Here is a 15679-nt window from a genome sequence, read left to right as displayed (position 1 = left end):
CTCAAGGAGACAAGGCATGAACCAAGAGGTCATGAATCTTTTCAATCCTCAGGTGCCTGCGCAGCATTTCGATTCCATCCGGATTTCGATCGCTTCGCCGGAAAAAATCCTGTCGTGGTCCTACGGCGAGATCAAGAAGCCGGAAACCATCAACTACCGTACGTTCAAGCCAGAGCGTGACGGTCTTTTCTGCGCTCGCATCTTCGGACCGATCAAGGACTACGAGTGCCTGTGCGGCAAGTACAAGCGCATGAAGTACAAGGGCATCATCTGCGAAAAGTGCGGCGTCGAAGTCACGCTGTCGCGCGTTCGCCGTGAGCGCATGGGCCATATCGAGCTCGCAGCGCCGGTTGCCCACATCTGGTTCCTGAAGTCGCTTCCTTCGCGTATCTCGACCCTGCTCGACATGACGCTGAAGGATGTCGAGCGCGTTCTCTATTTTGAGAACTACATCGTCACCGAACCTGGTCTCACCTCGCTCAAGCAGAACCAGCTTCTGTCTGAAGAAGAGTACATGATCGCCGTCGACGAGTTCGGCGAAGACCAGTTCACCGCCATGATTGGCGCTGAAGCCATCTATGAGATGCTGGCTTCGATGAACCTCGAAAAGATCGCCGGCGACCTGCGTGCCGAACTTGCTGAGACCACGTCGGATCTCAAGCAGAAGAAGCTGATGAAGCGCCTGAAGATCGTCGAGAACTTCATGGAATCGGGCAACCGTCCTGAATGGATGATCATGAAGGTCGTTCCGGTCATTCCGCCGGACCTGCGTCCGCTGGTTCCGCTGGATGGCGGCCGTTTTGCGACGTCCGACCTCAACGATCTCTATCGCCGCGTCATCAACCGTAACAACCGTCTGAAGCGCCTGATCGAGCTTCGTGCGCCTGGCATCATCATCCGCAATGAAAAGCGTATGTTGCAGGAATCCGTCGATGCGCTGTTCGACAACGGCCGTCGCGGCCGCGTCATCACGGGTGCCAACAAGCGTCCGCTGAAGTCGCTCTCCGACATGCTCAAGGGCAAGCAGGGCCGTTTCCGCCAGAACCTTCTCGGCAAGCGCGTCGACTATTCCGGCCGTTCGGTCATCGTGACCGGTCCGGAACTGAAGCTGCACCAGTGCGGCCTGCCGAAGAAGATGGCGCTCGAACTGTTCAAGCCGTTCATCTACGCCCGTCTTGACGCCAAGGGTTACTCCTCGACCGTCAAGCAGGCCAAGAAGCTGGTTGAAAAGGAAAAGCCTGAGGTTTGGGATATTCTCGACGAGGTCATCCGCGAACATCCGGTTCTCTTGAACCGCGCGCCGACGCTGCACCGTCTGGGTATCCAGGCTTTCGAACCCATGCTGGTCGAAGGCAAGGCCATCCAGCTGCACCCGCTCGTCTGCACGGCCTTCAACGCCGACTTCGACGGTGACCAGATGGCTGTTCACGTTCCGCTTTCGCTGGAAGCCCAGCTGGAAGCGCGCGTGCTGATGATGTCGACCAACAACATCCTGCATCCGGCAAACGGCCACCCGATCATCGTTCCTTCGCAGGACATGGTTCTCGGCCTGTATTACCTGTCGATCATGAACCAGAACGAGCCGGGCGAAGGCATGGCCTTCTCCGACATCGGTGAGCTGCATCACGCACTTGAAAACAAGGTCGTGACGCTGCATGCCAAGATCCGTGGTCGCTTCAAGACCGTGGATGCCGATGGCAAGCCGGTTTCGAAGATTCATGAGACGACCCCCGGCCGTATGCTGATTGGCGAACTTCTGCCGAAGAACGTCAACGTGCCTTTCGACGTCTGCAACCAGGAAATGACCAAGAAGAACATCTCCAAGATGATCGACACGGTCTACCGTCATTGTGGCCAGAAAGACACGGTCATCTTCTGTGACCGCATCATGCAGCTCGGCTTTGCCCATGCCTGCCGCGCCGGCATTTCGTTCGGCAAGGACGACATGGTCATTCCTGACAGCAAGGTGAAGATCGTTGGCGACACCGAAGCTCTCGTGAAGGAATACGAACAGCAGTACAATGACGGTCTCATCACCCAGGGCGAAAAGTACAACAAGGTTGTCGACGCCTGGGGCAAGGCAACCGAAAAGGTCGCCGAAGAGATGATGGCACGCATCAAGGCTGTCGAGTTCGATCCGGAAACGGGCCGCCAGAAGCCGATGAACTCCATCTACATGATGTCTCACTCGGGTGCTCGTGGTTCTCCGAACCAGATGCGTCAGCTGGGCGGCATGCGCGGCCTGATGGCGAAGCCATCGGGTGAAATCATCGAGACGCCGATCATCTCGAACTTCAAGGAAGGCCTGACCGTTAACGAGTACTTCAACTCGACCCACGGTGCCCGTAAGGGTCTCGCAGACACCGCCCTGAAGACCGCGAACTCGGGTTACCTGACCCGTCGTCTCGTCGACGTCGCGCAGGATTGCATTGTCAACTCCAGGGATTGCGGCACCGACAAGGGCCTCACCATGACTGCCATCGTTGATGCCGGTCAGGTGGTTGCTTCGCTCGGCGCGCGTATCCTCGGTCGTACGGCTCTCGATGACATCGACAACCCGGTCACCGGCGAGAACATCGTCAAGGCTGGCACGCTGATCGACGAAGCCGACGTGGCTGCCATCGAGAAGGCTGGCATCCAGTCCGTTCGCATCCGCTCGGCGCTCACCTGCGAAGTGCAGGTTGGTGTCTGCGGCGTCTGCTACGGTCGTGACCTTGCACGCGGTACGCCTGTCAACATGGGCGAAGCCGTTGGCGTTATCGCCGCTCAGTCGATCGGTGAACCTGGCACGCAGCTCACCATGCGTACGTTCCACCTTGGTGGCACGGCAAACGTGGTCGACCAGTCGTTCCTCGAAGCGTCTTATGAAGGCACGATCCAGATCAAGAACCGCAACATCCTGCGGAACTCCGAAGGCGTTCTCATCGCCATGGGCCGTAACATGTCCGTTACGATCCTCGATGAGCGCGGCGCGGAACGTTCCACACAGCGTGTGGCTTACGGTTCGAAGATCTTCGTTGATGATGGCGACAAGGTAAAGCGTGGCCAGCGTCTTGCAGAGTGGGATCCCTACACCCGTCCGATGATGACGGAAGTGGAAGGTACCGTTCACTTCGAAGACCTCGTCGACGGTCTCTCCGTTCTGGAAGCGACCGACGAATCCACCGGCATCACCAAGCGTCAGGTCATTGACTGGCGCTCGACGCCGCGCGGTTCGGATCTCAAGCCTGCGATCGTCATCAAGGACGCGTCCGGCGCTGTTGCGAAGCTTGCCCGTGGTGGCGAAGCCCGCTTCCAGCTCTCGGTCGACGCCATCCTGTCGGTCGAGCCGGGTGCGAAGGTCTCCCAGGGTGACGTGCTTGCACGTTCGCCGCTGGAAAGCGCCAAGACGAAGGACATCACCGGTGGTCTGCCGCGCGTTGCGGAACTGTTCGAAGCCCGTCGTCCGAAGGATCACGCCATCATCGCAGAGATCGATGGTACGATTCGCCTCGGCCGCGACTACAAGAACAAGCGCCGCGTGATGATCGAGCCTGCGGAAGACGGCGTCGAGCCGGTCGAATACCTGATCCCGAAGGGCAAGCCCTTCCACCTTCAGGAAGGCGACTATATCGAAAAGGGTGAATACATCCTCGACGGTAACCCGGCGCCGCACGACATTCTGGCGATCAAGGGCGTGGAGGCTCTGGCTTCCTACCTCGTGAACGAAATCCAGGAAGTCTACCGTCTGCAGGGCGTTGTGATCAACGACAAGCACATCGAGGTGATCGTTCGCCAGATGCTGCAGAAGGTTGAAATCACCGATGCTGGCGATAGCCAGTACATCGTGGGTGACAACGTTGATCGCATCGAGCTCGATGACAACAATGACCGCCTGATCGAAGAAGGCAAGAAGCCTGCCTATGGCGAGCCGGTTCTGCTCGGCATCACCAAGGCTTCGCTGCAGACGCCGTCCTTCATCTCGGCCGCCTCCTTCCAGGAAACCACCAAGGTTCTCACGGAAGCTGCGATTGCCGGCAAGACGGACACGCTGCAGGGTCTCAAGGAAAACGTCATCGTCGGCCGTCTCATCCCGGCCGGTACCGGCGGCACCATGACGCAGATCCGCCGCATCGCCACCTCGCGCGACGACCTCATTCTCGAGGAACGCCGCAAGGGTACCGGTGCAGGTTCTGCAAACCAGATGCTGCAGGACATGACGGACCAGGCTCCGGCTGCCGAGTAAGGTCAGACAGGGCAGGGGCTTTGCGGAGCCCCCCAAAGTTCGAAGCAAAACGCCCGGAGCAATCCGGGCGTTTTTGTTTTTATGGAAAGAGGCCGGGCGCCTCCACCGCCGCCCGGCATTCCTGCATATGCAGCAGGGTTAGTCCTGTTTCCGGATGTTGTAGCGGGTCAGGACAGAGAGGCGCCGAACAAGATCGGTCTGGCCTGCGCTGCCGGTCTTGGCATAGATCGACTTTGCGTTGCTGCGCACCGTTTCATGGGAAATCTGCAATTGCTTCGCCACTGCCGGTAGCGAAAGTCCTTTCATGATTTCCAAAGCCACGCGTGCCTCGCCTCTTGTAAGGTCGTATAGCCCCTTCAATAACGCACTTGCGTCGGCAATGGTGCCGGTGGGCTGCGATATGAGCACGATGGCGTTGCCTTTCGGAGATAAGTCGAGCGCCGTCTTGCGCAGCGGTATGACGTGAAGAATGCAGGGTCTATCTTCACCGGCGGGGAGAGGGAAGGAACCGGCATCGTGCCCGGCCAGCGCTTTGTACAGGAGCCGGTTCACCCTCTCGTCAGCAATGGCAATACTGTCGCGTGTGGGGGCGGCGAAACATTTCTGCAATGACAGGAAGAGATCGTTGGCCGAGAGAATGAGGCCGTTTGCCTGCAGCACGGCTGCCGGAGCACCAATGGCATTGAGGCCGAAGGTCATCGCGTCGGCTTTCTGCCGTTGCAGCCGCGTTGCGAGCGCAAGGCTACGGGCGATATGTGGCCTCAGTCCGGCGAGTGCAGCCATCGTATCAGGCCGGATTATGCCAGCTTCCAGCCTGTGTTCAAACAGCACTGTCATCTCCGGATGGCCGGGCGGCGCGACCTGTGTCGTCGCACCATAGCCCAGGCCGCGGGGCCTGAGGAACTCACGGACGATCGGCAGTTCGGCCCATTCATCAGGGGTGAAGACGTCGAAATCCTGCACGAAGGCGAACCGGCCTTCACGGGCAGTACGCGTAAGGCGATCATTGCGGTGATTCCAGCCTCCCGCCATGTAGTCCTTCATCAGTTCTTGAAAGTTGGGCGTGTGCAGCCAGGCCTGGTCTTCCCCCTTGCCCCAAGTGATGGCGCCGCCCCAGAAACCGAGGCGGCCACCGGCATTTGCCAGAACCTGCGACCAGCGGTCGGGAAAAAGCGCCGCTTCATAAATGTCATCGATAATGTCTGACGACGATAAAGTATCCAACCCGACCCCGAAATTTTGCGTCGGAACTATTCTAAGCCTATGTTTGCGCGGCATTCAATCTTTTAAGAATCAATACTATTATTCAGACTACATATTCTATAAGTGACTTAATATATTGACAAGCTTTCCAAAAGGGTCGCGTACGAACAGGCGACGTACGCCCCCAGGACTCGACGGTGGGGCCGTATTCTATCGGCAGTCCGGCTGCGACGATCCGGTTGCGGACCTCGTCGAAATTGTCGACTTCTATGGAGAAGTCCGGCACATCTGTGCCGGAACCGCCTTCGCGCGCAAAGCTTAGCTGCGCCGGCGCCTTGAGCGGGCTGGCATGGGTGACGATCCAGCCGTGATCCATGGCGACCGGCATGCCGAGGATATCGCCATAAAAGACCTGCGCCAGCGCGGGGTCGGAGGTAGCGATGTTGGCGACGACACGTCTGACCGCCATGGCCAAGGCTCTTCAGGCGAAGCGGATGATGGCGACTTCGCCTTCGAGCGCGCCCTGATAGGCCGAGGCGTGCGGCTCTTCATCGGGAATTTCGGTCAGCATGCCGATCTGGTCGAGATCGGCTTCGATGAAGCCTTCCTCGGAAAGCGCGTTCAGCGTTTCGCGAACGGCTGTGTCGTCATCCGGCGCCCTGAGGATGACGTGAATGTCGATACCCTCGGAGTTGTCGGTTTCGTAAGCCTTGCCGATGACGATGAAGACCATCGGCTCGTCGCGTCCGTTGTCGTTGTCGGGGAGGGTGCTCATGACGCGGTTCCTTGATCTTTCGTTGCTGTCATCAGGGCAGGGGGAATCGGTTCCGCCCGCGGCACGGCCATGTCCGGCCAGCCTGAGGGAATCAATAGACGGATTTTATGAAAAGCCAAAGGCCGGAGGTTAAAATCGCTGCCGTTGATGCCGACTTATGGTATAGGGAGGGGGAAATGGCGTTGCGGTGGCGTTCGTGGCCCCGGGGGCGGGCGCAAAATGCGGATTCACCCTTGACGAAAGCTGGCTAAAACAGTAGTACGCCCGCCATCGGAGCCTCTGTGGGTGCTGGCCGTTCGGTAAGCTTTTTCCCGAACATCATCTCAAACGGGTCTCCATTGCACGTAGAAGACACGAATGTTGCACGCAAGACGCCTCATCCGGTGTCCTCTGCTCTTGGTGGTCCATCCGTGAAACCGGATCGGGCCACGTTTTGCGCATGAGGATATATGCGTGCATCGTCGCCGGCAACGGCATAGCCGCCACCCGTGAGGGTGGCTAAAGTAGTTTTTGCAAGGGATGGTTATATGCCTACCGTAAACCAGCTGATCCGCAAGCCTCGCCAGGCACAGGTAAAGCGCAACAAGGTTCCTGCCCTGCAGGAAAACCCGCAGAAGCGTGGTGTTTGCACCCGCGTATACACGACGACCCCGAAGAAGCCGAACTCGGCTCTGCGTAAGGTTGCCAAGATCCGCCTCACCAACGGCTTCGAAGTCATCGGCTACATTCCTGGCGAAGGTCACAACCTTCAGGAACACTCTGTCGTCATGATCCGCGGCGGCCGTGTGAAGGACTTGCCGGGCGTTCGTTACCACATCATCCGCGGTGTTCTCGATACCCAGGGCGTCAAGAACCGCAAGCAGCGCCGTTCGAAGTACGGTGCGAAGCGTCCGAAGTAATTTCGGCAACAACAATTCGGCGCTGCGCGAGGTTCTCCGCGTGGTATAGCGTCAATAACATTGAGAGACAAAAAGTATGTCCCGTCGCCATAGTGCAGAAAAGCGTGAGATCAACCCGGATCCGAAGTTCGGTGATCTGGTCGTCACCAAGTTCATGAACGCCATCATGCTTCACGGCAAGAAGTCGGTAGCAGAAAGCATCGTTTACGGCGCGTTCGACGTCGTTCAGGGCAAGACGAAGCAGGAGCCGCTCGCCGTGTTCCATTCGGCCCTCGACAATGTTGCGCCGCATGTTGAAGTGCGTTCGCGCCGCGTTGGTGGTGCGACATACCAGGTTCCGGTTGATGTTCGTCCCGAGCGTCGCCAGGCCCTCGCAATCCGCTGGTTGATCACCGCTGCGCGCAAGCGCAACGAAACGACCATGATCGATCGCCTCTCCGGCGAACTCATGGACGCTGCGAACAACCGCGGCTCCGCCGTCAAGAAGCGTGAAGACACGCACAAGATGGCCGACGCTAACCGCGCATTCTCGCATTACCGCTGGTAATCTTAACCGATCGCATATCGAAAGGCAGTCCATTATGGCTCGCGAATATAAAATCGAAGACTACCGCAATTTCGGTATCATGGCGCATATCGACGCCGGCAAGACGACCACCACCGAGCGTATTCTCTATTACACCGGTAAGTCGCACAAGATCGGCGAAGTTCACGATGGCGCAGCCACGATGGACTGGATGGAGCAGGAGCAGGAGCGTGGTATCACCATCACGTCCGCTGCGACCACGACCTTCTGGAAGGGCCGTGACGGCAAGACCCGCCGCTTCAACATCATCGACACCCCCGGCCACGTTGACTTCACCATCGAAGTCGAGCGTTCGCTGCGCGTTCTCGACGGCGCCATCGCGCTGCTCGACGCCAACGCCGGTGTTGAGCCGCAGACGGAAACCGTCTGGCGTCAGGCTGAGAAGTATCATGTTCCGCGCATGATCTTCTGCAACAAGATGGACAAGACCGGTGCTGACTTCTACCGCTCGGTAGAAATGATCAAGACCCGTCTCGGCGCCACTGCCGTTGTCATGCAGCTGCCGATCGGCGCTGAGACCGAGTTCAAGGGCGTTATCGACCTGATCGAGATGAATGCTCTCGTATGGCGCGACGAGTCGCTCGGCGCCCAGTGGGACGTCGTCGAGATCCCCGAGGACATGAAGGCCAAGGCTGAAGAATATCGCGAAAAGCTGATCGAGACGGTTGTCGAGATCGACGAAGAAGCGATGGAAGCCTACCTCGAAGGCAACTACCCGGACAACGACAAGATTCGTGAACTCGTTCGCCGCGGCACCATCGACGTGAAGTTCCACCCGATGTTCTGCGGTACCGCGTTCAAGAACAAGGGCGTTCAGCCGCTCCTCGACGCCGTTGTCGACTATCTGCCTTCGCCGCTGGACATCCCGGCGATCAAGGGCATCGACGCCAAGACGGAAGCCGAAATCGAGCGTCACGCTGACGATTCCGAGCCGCTTTCCATGCTCGCGTTCAAGATCATGAACGACCCCTTCGTTGGTTCGCTCACTTTCGCACGCATCTACTCGGGCAAGCTCGAAAAGGGCACGTCTGTCATGAATACGGTCAAGGACAAGCGCGAGCGCGTCGGCCGTATGCTTCAGATGCACTCCAACAGCCGTGAAGACATCGAAGAAGCCTATGCAGGCGACATCGTTGCTCTGGCTGGTCTCAAGGAAACCACCACTGGCGATACGCTCTGCGATCCGCTGAAGCCGGTTATCCTCGAGCGCATGGAATTCCCCGAGCCGGTCATCCAGATCGCGATCGAGCCGAAGACCAAGGGCGACCAGGAAAAGATGGGCCTCGCGCTCAACCGTCTGGCTGCAGAAGATCCGTCCTTCCGTGTCAAGACCGACGACGAATCCGGCCAGACCATCATTGCCGGCATGGGCGAACTTCACCTCGACATCATCGTTGACCGTATGCGTCGCGAGTTCAAGGTTGAAGCAACCGTCGGTGCTCCGCAGGTTGCCTACCGTGAAACGATCACGCGTCAGCACGAAGAAGACTACACGCACAAGAAGCAGTCCGGTGGTACCGGTCAGTTCGCTCGCGTGAAGATCATCTTCGAACCGAACCCCGAAGGCGAAGACTTCAAGTTCGAGTCGAAGATCGTCGGTGGTGCTGTTCCGAAGGAATACATCCCGGGCGTTCAGAAGGGTATCGAAAGCGTTCTGTCTTCCGGTCCGCTGGCTGGCTTCCCGATGCTCGGCGTCAAGGCTACGCTGGTCGACGGTGCATTCCACGATGTTGACTCGTCGGTTCTCGCCTTCGAAATCGCATCGCGTGCCTGCTTCCGTGAAGCAGCCAAGAAGGCTGGTGCACAGCTTCTCGAGCCGATGATGAAGGTCGAAGTCGTAACGCCGGAAGACTATGTCGGCGACGTTATCGGCGACCTGAACTCCCGTCGTGGTCAGATCCAGGGCCAGGAAAGCCGTGGTATCGCCGTCGTCATCAACGCGCATGTTCCGCTCGCGAACATGTTCAAGTACGTCGATAACCTGCGCTCCATGTCGCAGGGTCGCGCTCAGTACTCGATGACGTTCGATCACTATTCGCCGGTTCCGTCGAACGTGGCGCAGGAAATCCAGGCAAAGTACTCCGGTCAGAAGTGATCGGGGTACGCCCCACCGAATTTTGAAGATTATTCCCGTCACGGGACAAGAATGGAGAGCCACTAATGGCAAAGAGCAAGTTTGAGCGGACGAAGCCGCACGTCAACATTGGCACGATCGGTCACGTTGACCATGGCAAGACGTCGCTGACGGCAGCAATCACGAAGTTCTTCGGCGAGTTCAAGGCGTATGACCAGATCGACGCGGCTCCTGAAGAGAAGGCTCGTGGTATCACGATCTCGACGGCACACGTTGAGTACGAGACGGCCAACCGTCACTACGCTCACGTTGACTGCCCCGGCCACGCCGACTACGTGAAGAACATGATCACCGGTGCTGCCCAGATGGACGGCGCGATCCTGGTTTGCTCCGCCGCTGACGGCCCGATGCCGCAGACGCGCGAGCACATCCTGCTTGCCCGTCAGGTTGGCGTTCCGGCCATCGTCGTGTTCCTCAACAAGGTCGACCAGGTTGACGACGCCGAGCTTCTCGAGCTCGTCGAGCTTGAAGTTCGCGAACTTCTGTCGTCCTACGACTTCCCGGGCGACGATATTCCGATCATCAAGGGTTCGGCGCTTGCTGCTCTTGAAGATTCCGACAAGAAGATCGGTGAAGACGCGATCCGCGAGCTGATGGCTGCGGTTGACGCCTACATCCCGACGCCTGAGCGTCCGATCGACCAGCCGTTCCTGATGCCGATCGAAGACGTGTTCTCGATCTCGGGCCGTGGTACGGTTGTGACGGGTCGCGTTGAGCGCGGTATCGTCAAGGTTGGTGAAGAAGTCGAAATCGTCGGCATCCGTCCGACCTCGAAGACGACTGTTACCGGCGTTGAAATGTTCCGCAAGCTGCTCGACCAGGGCCAGGCTGGCGACAACATCGGTGCACTGGTTCGCGGTGTTAACCGTGACGGCGTCGAGCGTGGTCAGATCCTGTGCAAGCCGGGTTCGGTAAAGCCGCACAAGAAGTTCAAGGCAGAAGCCTACATCCTGACGAAGGAAGAAGGCGGCCGTCATACGCCGTTCTTCACGAACTACCGTCCGCAGTTCTACTTCCGTACGACTGACGTGACCGGCATCGTGACGCTTCCTGAAGGCACGGAAATGGTTATGCCTGGCGACAACGTCACCGTTGACGTCGAGCTGATCGTTCCGATCGCGATGGAAGAAAAGCTGCGCTTCGCTATCCGCGAAGGCGGCCGTACCGTCGGCGCCGGCATCGTTGCCTCGATCGTCGAGTAATCTCGACCGTTGAAATTCATGCTGGCGGCGGTGTGAACAGCACCGCCGCCGGACTTTTGGTAAAAAGCCTGGCGGCGTTGCATTTTTAATGCTTGAAAAATTCGGTGAAAGCGCGTAAACGCGCACTCACATTCACCGCTGGATTCGCAAGCGATTGCGGAACGCGGTGTTTTTAGCAATACAGACTACTGAAATGATTGGGGTGCGACGCGCATTCCTCTCGATTTTTGAAAATCTGCGGCGCCACGATCAATAGAAGTTCATGTGTTTCCGCGTGCGGAAACGAATAACAAAGAACAAGGACAAGACGAATGAACGGCCAGAATATCCGTATCCGCCTCAAGGCGTTCGATCACCGGATCCTCGATGCCTCTACCCGTGAAATCGTGTCGACCGCAAAGCGCACCGGCGCCAGCGTTCGCGGCCCGGTTCCGCTCCCCACCCGCATCGAAAAGTTTACTGTCAACCGCTCTCCCCACGTTGACAAGAAGAGCCGTGAACAGTTCGAAATGCGGACGCACAAGCGTCTTCTCGATATCGTTGACCCCACCCCGCAGACTGTCGATGCCCTTATGAAGCTCGACCTCGCTGCTGGCGTTGACGTGGAAATTAAGCTCTAAGACCCGGCCCGAACCATTCAGGGTAAGGGCTGAAATAACAAGGAAGGTACGTGGAGCAATCCAACGACTTCCAAACCGGAGACCGGAAACATCGTGAGATGTCGAAGGGCACTCCTTAACAAAGGCCAGAGAGGGTTTTCCCTTCAAGGCTCGCAAGAGGATGAACCAATGCGTTCAGGTGTGATTGCACAGAAAGTGGGTATGACACGCGTCTATAACGACGCAGGTGAACATATCCCTGTAACAGTATTGCGACTGGATAACGTACAAGTCGTTGCCCAGCGCACGGAAGACAAGAATGGCTACACCGCAGTTCAGCTCGGTGCCGGCCAGTCCAAGGTCAAGAACACGACGAAGGCGCTTCGCGGTCACTTTGCCGCTGCCAATGTCGAACCGAAGGCAAAGCTCGTCGAGTTCCGGGTTTCCCCCGAGAACCTGATCGACATCGGTGCAACACTGACCGCAAATCATTTTCAGACCGGCCAGCTGGTCGATGTCACCGGAACCACGATCGGTAAGGGTTTCGCCGGTGCTATGAAGCGTCACAACTTCGGTGGTGGCCGCGCTTCGCACGGTAACTCTATCTCGCACCGTGCACACGGTTCGACTGGTTCCAACCAGGATCCGGGTCGCGTCTGGAAGGGCAAGCGCATGGCTGGTCATATGGGCCAGACCCGCGTTACGACCCAGAACCTCGAAGTCGTTTCGACTGATGAAGACCGTGGCCTCATCCTCGTGAAGGGTGCAGTTCCCGGCTCGAAGGGTTCCTGGATCATCGTCCGCGACGCCGTCAAGTCGGCTGCGAAGTAAGGGAGCCTTATCATGGAATTGAACGTCAAGACCCTCGAGGGAAAAGACGCCGGCAAGGTTTCTCTGTCGGATGAGATCTTCGGCCTCGACCCCCGCCAGGACATTCTGGCCCGCATGGTTCGCTGGCAGCTTGCAAAGAAGCAGCAGGGAACCCACAAGTCCAAGAACCGGTCGGAAGTTTCCCGCACCGGCGCGAAGATGTACAAGCAGAAGGGTACGGGCCGCGCTCGTCACCATTCGGCTCGCGCACCGCAGTTCCGCGGCGGCGGCAAGGCCCACGGCCCGGTCGTTCGCAGCCACGCCCATGACCTTCCCAAGAAGGTTCGTGCGCTCGCCCTGCGTCACGCCCTGTCTGCAAAGCTGAAGGCTGAAGAACTGATCATCGTCGATCAGCTCGTCGCGTCCGAAGCAAAGACCAAGGCTCTGCTGGGCAGCTTCGCTTCGCTTGGCCTGACCAACGCTCTCGTTATCGGCGGCGCCGAACTTGATGGCAACTTCAAGCTCGCTGCTCAGAACATCCCGAACGTGGACGTTCTGCCGGTACAGGGCATCAATGTTTACGACATCCTGCGCCGTGGCAAGCTGGTGCTTTCCAAGGCTGCTGTAGAGGCTCTGGAGGAGCGGTTCAAATGACGGATCTTCGCCACTACGATGTGATCGTATCTCCTTCGATCACGGAAAAGTCGACGCTGGTATCCGAACAGAACCAGGTCGTATTCAACGTCGCCAAGAATGCTTCCAAGCCTGAAATCAAGGCTGCCGTGGAAGCTCTCTTCGGCGTCAAAGTCACGGCTGTGAACACGCTTATCCGCAAGGGTAAGACCCGTCGTTTCCGTGGGTTCGCCGGTAAGCTGAAGGACGTCAAGAAAGCCGTCGTTACGCTCGCCGAAGGTCAATCCATCGACGTGTCCACCGGACTCTAAAGGTTAGGCCCAAGCGGGCAAAGACCCAAAAGGGAACAATAAAATGGCATTGAAAAGTTTCAATCCGACCACGCCGAGCCAGCGCCAGCTGGTTATCGTGGACCGCGCTTCGCTCTACAAGGGCAAGCCGGTAAAGGCTCTCACCCAGGGCCTCAGCTCCAAGGGTGGCCGTAACAACCAGGGCCGGATCACCGTCCGTTTCCAGGGTGGCGGTCACAAGCGGACCTACCGTCTGGTTGACTTCAAGCGTCGCAAGTTCGACGTTGAAGGCACCGTTGAACGTCTGGAATACGACCCCAACCGCACCGCGTTCATCGCGCTGGTTACGTATACCGACGGCGAACAGGCTTACATTCTCGCGCCACAGCGTCTCGCTGCTGGTGACAAGGTGATCGCCTCCGACAAGGCAGTGGACGTGAAGCCCGGCAACACCATGCCGCTTCAGTACATTCCGGTCGGTTCGATCATCCACAACGTCGAGATGAAGCCGGGCAAGGGCGGTCAGATCGCTCGCTCCGCCGGTACGTATGTCCAGCTCGTCGGCCGCGATGCCGGCATGGCCATCCTGCGTCTCAACTCGGGCGAACAGCGTCTGGTGCACGGCTCCTGCCTCGCATCGATCGGCGCTGTTTCGAACTCTGACCACGCCAACATCAACGACGGCAAGGCCGGTCGTTCCCGTTGGCGCGGCAAGCGTCCGCACGTTCGCGGCGTCGTCATGAACCCGGTCGACCACCCGCACGGTGGTGGTGAAGGTCGCACGTCGGGTGGTCGCCACCCGGTTACTCCGTGGGGCAAGCCCACGAAGGGCAAGCGCACCCGTTCGAACAAGTCGACCGACAAGTTCATCATGCGCTCGCGCCATCAGCGTAAGAAGTAAGAGAGGTAGTCACTAATGGCTCGTTCAGTATGGAAAGGTCCGTTTGTTGACGGCTATCTTCTCACCAAGGCTGAGAAGGTGCGCGAGAGCGGACGTAACGAAGTAATCAAGATCTGGAGCCGTCGCTCCACGATCCTGCCGCAGTTCGTTGGTCTGACCTTCGGCGTCTACAACGGCAGCAAGCATGTGCCCGTCTCCGTTAACGAAGACATGGTCGGACACAAGTTCGGTGAATTCTCTCCGACCCGTACCTATTACGGTCACGGCGCGGACAAGAAGGCAAAGAGGAAGTAATCATGGCGAAGGCTAAGACCGAACGCCGGCTGAAGGACAACGAGGCTCAGGCCGTTGCCCGTACGCTCCGCGTCAGCCCCCAGAAACTGAACCTGGTTGCCGCTCTTATCCGTGGCAAGAAGGTTGATCGCGCTCTCGCCGAGCTCGAATTCTCCCGCAAGCGCATTGCAGGCACCGTCAAGAAGACGCTGGAATCTGCAATTGCCAATGCGGAAAACAACCACGACCTCGACGTCGACGCTCTCGTCGTCGCCGAGGCCTATGTTGGCAAGTCCATCACCATGAAGCGTTTCCACGCTCGTGGCCGTGGTCGTGCTTCCCGCATTGAAAAGCCGTTCGCTCACCTCACGATCGTTGTTCGTGAAGTCGAGGAAAAAGGGGAGGCCGCATAATGGGTCAGAAAATCAATCCGATCGGCTTCCGCCTCGGCATCAACCGTACCTGGGATAGCCGCTGGTACGCTGACACCGCAGAATACGGCAAGCTGCTGCATGAAGACCTGAAGATCCGGGCTTACCTGATCAAGGAACTCAAGCAGGCCGGTATCGCAAAGGTTGTCATCGAGCGCCCGCACAAGAAGTGCCGCGTCACGATCCACTCGGCTCGCCCGGGTCTGATCATCGGCAAGAAGGGTGCAGACATCGAGAAGCTTCGCAAGAAGCTTTCCGAGATGACCAACTCCGAAACGCACCTCAACATCGTTGAAGTGCGCAAGCCGGAAATCGACGCGACGCTGGTTGCCCAGTCGATCGCTCAGCAGCTCGAGCGCCGCGTGGCTTTCCGCCGTGCGATGAAGCGTGCTGTTCAGTCCGCAATGCGTCTTGGCGCCGAAGGCATCAAGATCACCTGCGGCGGCCGTCTTGGCGGTGCTGAAATCGCTCGTACCGAATGGTACCGCGAAGGTCGCGTTCCGTTGCACACGCTGCGTGCGGACATCGACTACGGCACGGCTGAAGCTGAAACCGCATTCGGCATCTGCGGCATCAAGGTCTGGATATTCAAGGGCGAAATCCTTGAGCACGATCCGATGGCTTCTGAGCGTCGCGGTCTCGAAGGCGACGCACAGGGCCCTGCAAGCCGTGAGCGTGGCGATCGTGGCGATCGTCGTCGCGAAAACGCTTGATTGAC

15 protein-coding genes and 1 pseudogene are annotated in these 15679 nt (G+C 58.3%); 13 read left to right on the top strand and 3 right to left on the bottom strand.

Annotation, left to right across the window (positions count from 1 at the left end; genetic code table 11):
* Positions 1-16: 16 nt before the first annotated feature.
* Positions 17-4225, top strand: coding sequence for a DNA-directed RNA polymerase subunit beta' (gene rpoC, locus EYD00_RS08035; protein WP_004442633.1), 4209 nt, complete (start codon positions 17-19; stop codon positions 4223-4225).
* A gap of 138 nt (positions 4226-4363) precedes the next feature.
* On the opposite strand, the gene EYD00_RS08030 is transcribed toward rpoC, so the two are convergent.
* The 3 genes and pseudogenes from EYD00_RS08030 to EYD00_RS08020 all read right to left on the bottom strand — a co-directional run bounded on the left by EYD00_RS08030 (position 4364) and on the right by EYD00_RS08020 (position 6203).
* Entirely contained in the window at positions 4364-5449 is a 1086-nt protein-coding gene (locus tag EYD00_RS08030) for a helix-turn-helix transcriptional regulator (RefSeq protein WP_034495656.1), read from the bottom strand.
* Positions 5450-5545: 96 nt separating this feature from the next.
* Positions 5546-5897 (bottom strand): annotated as a pseudogene (locus tag EYD00_RS08025) (VOC family protein).
* 12 nt (positions 5898-5909) lie between these two features.
* Positions 5910-6203, bottom strand: a complete 294-nt coding sequence (locus EYD00_RS08020) for a hypothetical protein (protein ID WP_003523731.1) — start codon at positions 6201-6203, stop codon at positions 5910-5912.
* Positions 6204-6730: 527 nt separating this feature from the next.
* Here EYD00_RS08020 and rpsL point away from each other — a divergent pair.
* From rpsL to rpsC, 12 genes are all read left to right on the top strand, one after another.
* Positions 6731-7102 carry a 30S ribosomal protein S12 gene (gene rpsL / locus EYD00_RS08015; RefSeq protein WP_003507760.1) on the top strand — a complete coding sequence of 124 codons (372 nt, stop codon included), beginning with the start codon at positions 6731-6733 and terminating at the stop codon, positions 7100-7102.
* Between the two features lie 76 nt (positions 7103-7178).
* A complete protein-coding gene (gene rpsG, locus EYD00_RS08010) occupies positions 7179-7649 on the top strand; it encodes a 30S ribosomal protein S7 (RefSeq protein ID WP_004442621.1) in 471 nt (156 codons plus the stop codon).
* A 34-nt stretch (positions 7650-7683) separates the two neighbouring features.
* Positions 7684-9783, top strand: a complete 2100-nt coding sequence (gene fusA / locus EYD00_RS08005) for an elongation factor G (protein WP_004442619.1) — start codon at positions 7684-7686, stop codon at positions 9781-9783.
* Positions 9784-9848: 65 nt separating this feature from the next.
* A complete protein-coding gene (gene tuf / locus EYD00_RS08000; RefSeq protein ID WP_004442617.1) occupies positions 9849-11024 on the top strand; it encodes an elongation factor Tu in 1176 nt (391 codons plus the stop codon).
* A 311-nt stretch (positions 11025-11335) separates the two neighbouring features.
* Positions 11336-11644, top strand: coding sequence for a 30S ribosomal protein S10 (rpsJ, locus tag EYD00_RS07995; RefSeq protein WP_003507767.1), 309 nt, complete (start codon positions 11336-11338; stop codon positions 11642-11644).
* A 168-nt stretch (positions 11645-11812) separates the two neighbouring features.
* On the top strand, positions 11813-12454 hold the full coding sequence (gene rplC / locus EYD00_RS07990) for a 50S ribosomal protein L3 (RefSeq protein WP_004442604.1): 642 nt from the start codon (positions 11813-11815) through the stop codon (positions 12452-12454).
* Positions 12455-12466: 12 nt separating this feature from the next.
* Complete coding sequence (gene rplD / locus EYD00_RS07985) at positions 12467-13087, top strand: 50S ribosomal protein L4 (protein ID WP_003495173.1); 621 nt, start codon at positions 12467-12469, stop codon at positions 13085-13087.
* Positions 13084-13377: a 50S ribosomal protein L23 gene (locus EYD00_RS07980; RefSeq protein ID WP_003521003.1), complete on the top strand. Its 294-nt coding sequence runs from the start codon at positions 13084-13086 to the stop codon at positions 13375-13377. The genes rplD and EYD00_RS07980 overlap by 4 nt, the downstream gene beginning before the upstream one ends.
* Before the next feature lie 43 nt (positions 13378-13420).
* A complete protein-coding gene (gene rplB / locus EYD00_RS07975; protein WP_003521004.1) occupies positions 13421-14257 on the top strand; it encodes a 50S ribosomal protein L2 in 837 nt (278 codons plus the stop codon).
* Positions 14258-14272: 15 nt separating this feature from the next.
* Entirely contained in the window at positions 14273-14551 is a 279-nt protein-coding gene (gene rpsS / locus EYD00_RS07970; protein ID WP_003507772.1) for a 30S ribosomal protein S19, read from the top strand.
* Between the two features lie 2 nt (positions 14552-14553).
* Entirely contained in the window at positions 14554-14943 is a 390-nt protein-coding gene (rplV, locus tag EYD00_RS07965) for a 50S ribosomal protein L22 (RefSeq protein ID WP_003521005.1), read from the top strand.
* Positions 14943-15674 carry a 30S ribosomal protein S3 gene (gene rpsC / locus EYD00_RS07960; RefSeq protein ID WP_004442600.1) on the top strand — a complete coding sequence of 244 codons (732 nt, stop codon included), beginning with the start codon at positions 14943-14945 and terminating at the stop codon, positions 15672-15674. The genes rplV and rpsC overlap by 1 nt, the downstream gene beginning before the upstream one ends.
* Positions 15675-15679: the final 5 nt, after the last annotated feature.

The organism is Agrobacterium sp. 33MFTa1.1 (assembly GCF_004328495.1).
GTDB classification, from domain to species: Bacteria; Pseudomonadota; Alphaproteobacteria; order Rhizobiales; family Rhizobiaceae; genus Agrobacterium; species Agrobacterium pusense.
The sequence above is the reverse complement of the archived record's forward strand: the minus strand, read 5'-3'. Positions and strand labels throughout refer to the sequence as shown.

Coding starts and splice junctions, on each gene's coding strand:
- rpsG (WP_004442621.1), top strand. CDS start 7,179: ATGTCCCGTCGCCATAGTGCAGAAAAGCGTGAGATCAACCCGGATCCG.
- rpsJ (WP_003507767.1), top strand. CDS start 11,336: ATGAACGGCCAGAATATCCGTATCCGCCTCAAGGCGTTCGATCACCGG.
- rpsL (WP_003507760.1), top strand. CDS start 6,731: ATGCCTACCGTAAACCAGCTGATCCGCAAGCCTCGCCAGGCACAGGTA.
- rplB (WP_003521004.1), top strand. CDS start 13,421: ATGGCATTGAAAAGTTTCAATCCGACCACGCCGAGCCAGCGCCAGCTG.
- rpoC (WP_004442633.1), top strand. CDS start 17: ATGAACCAAGAGGTCATGAATCTTTTCAATCCTCAGGTGCCTGCGCAG.
- rpsC (WP_004442600.1), top strand. CDS start 14,943: ATGGGTCAGAAAATCAATCCGATCGGCTTCCGCCTCGGCATCAACCGT.
- tuf (WP_004442617.1), top strand. CDS start 9,849: ATGGCAAAGAGCAAGTTTGAGCGGACGAAGCCGCACGTCAACATTGGC.
- rplC (WP_004442604.1), top strand. CDS start 11,813: ATGCGTTCAGGTGTGATTGCACAGAAAGTGGGTATGACACGCGTCTAT.
- rpsS (WP_003507772.1), top strand. CDS start 14,273: ATGGCTCGTTCAGTATGGAAAGGTCCGTTTGTTGACGGCTATCTTCTC.
- EYD00_RS08020 (WP_003523731.1), bottom strand. CDS start 6,203: ATGAGCACCCTCCCCGACAACGACAACGGACGCGACGAGCCGATGGTC.
- EYD00_RS07980 (WP_003521003.1), top strand. CDS start 13,084: ATGACGGATCTTCGCCACTACGATGTGATCGTATCTCCTTCGATCACG.
- rplV (WP_003521005.1), top strand. CDS start 14,554: ATGGCGAAGGCTAAGACCGAACGCCGGCTGAAGGACAACGAGGCTCAG.
- fusA (WP_004442619.1), top strand. CDS start 7,684: ATGGCTCGCGAATATAAAATCGAAGACTACCGCAATTTCGGTATCATG.
- rplD (WP_003495173.1), top strand. CDS start 12,467: ATGGAATTGAACGTCAAGACCCTCGAGGGAAAAGACGCCGGCAAGGTT.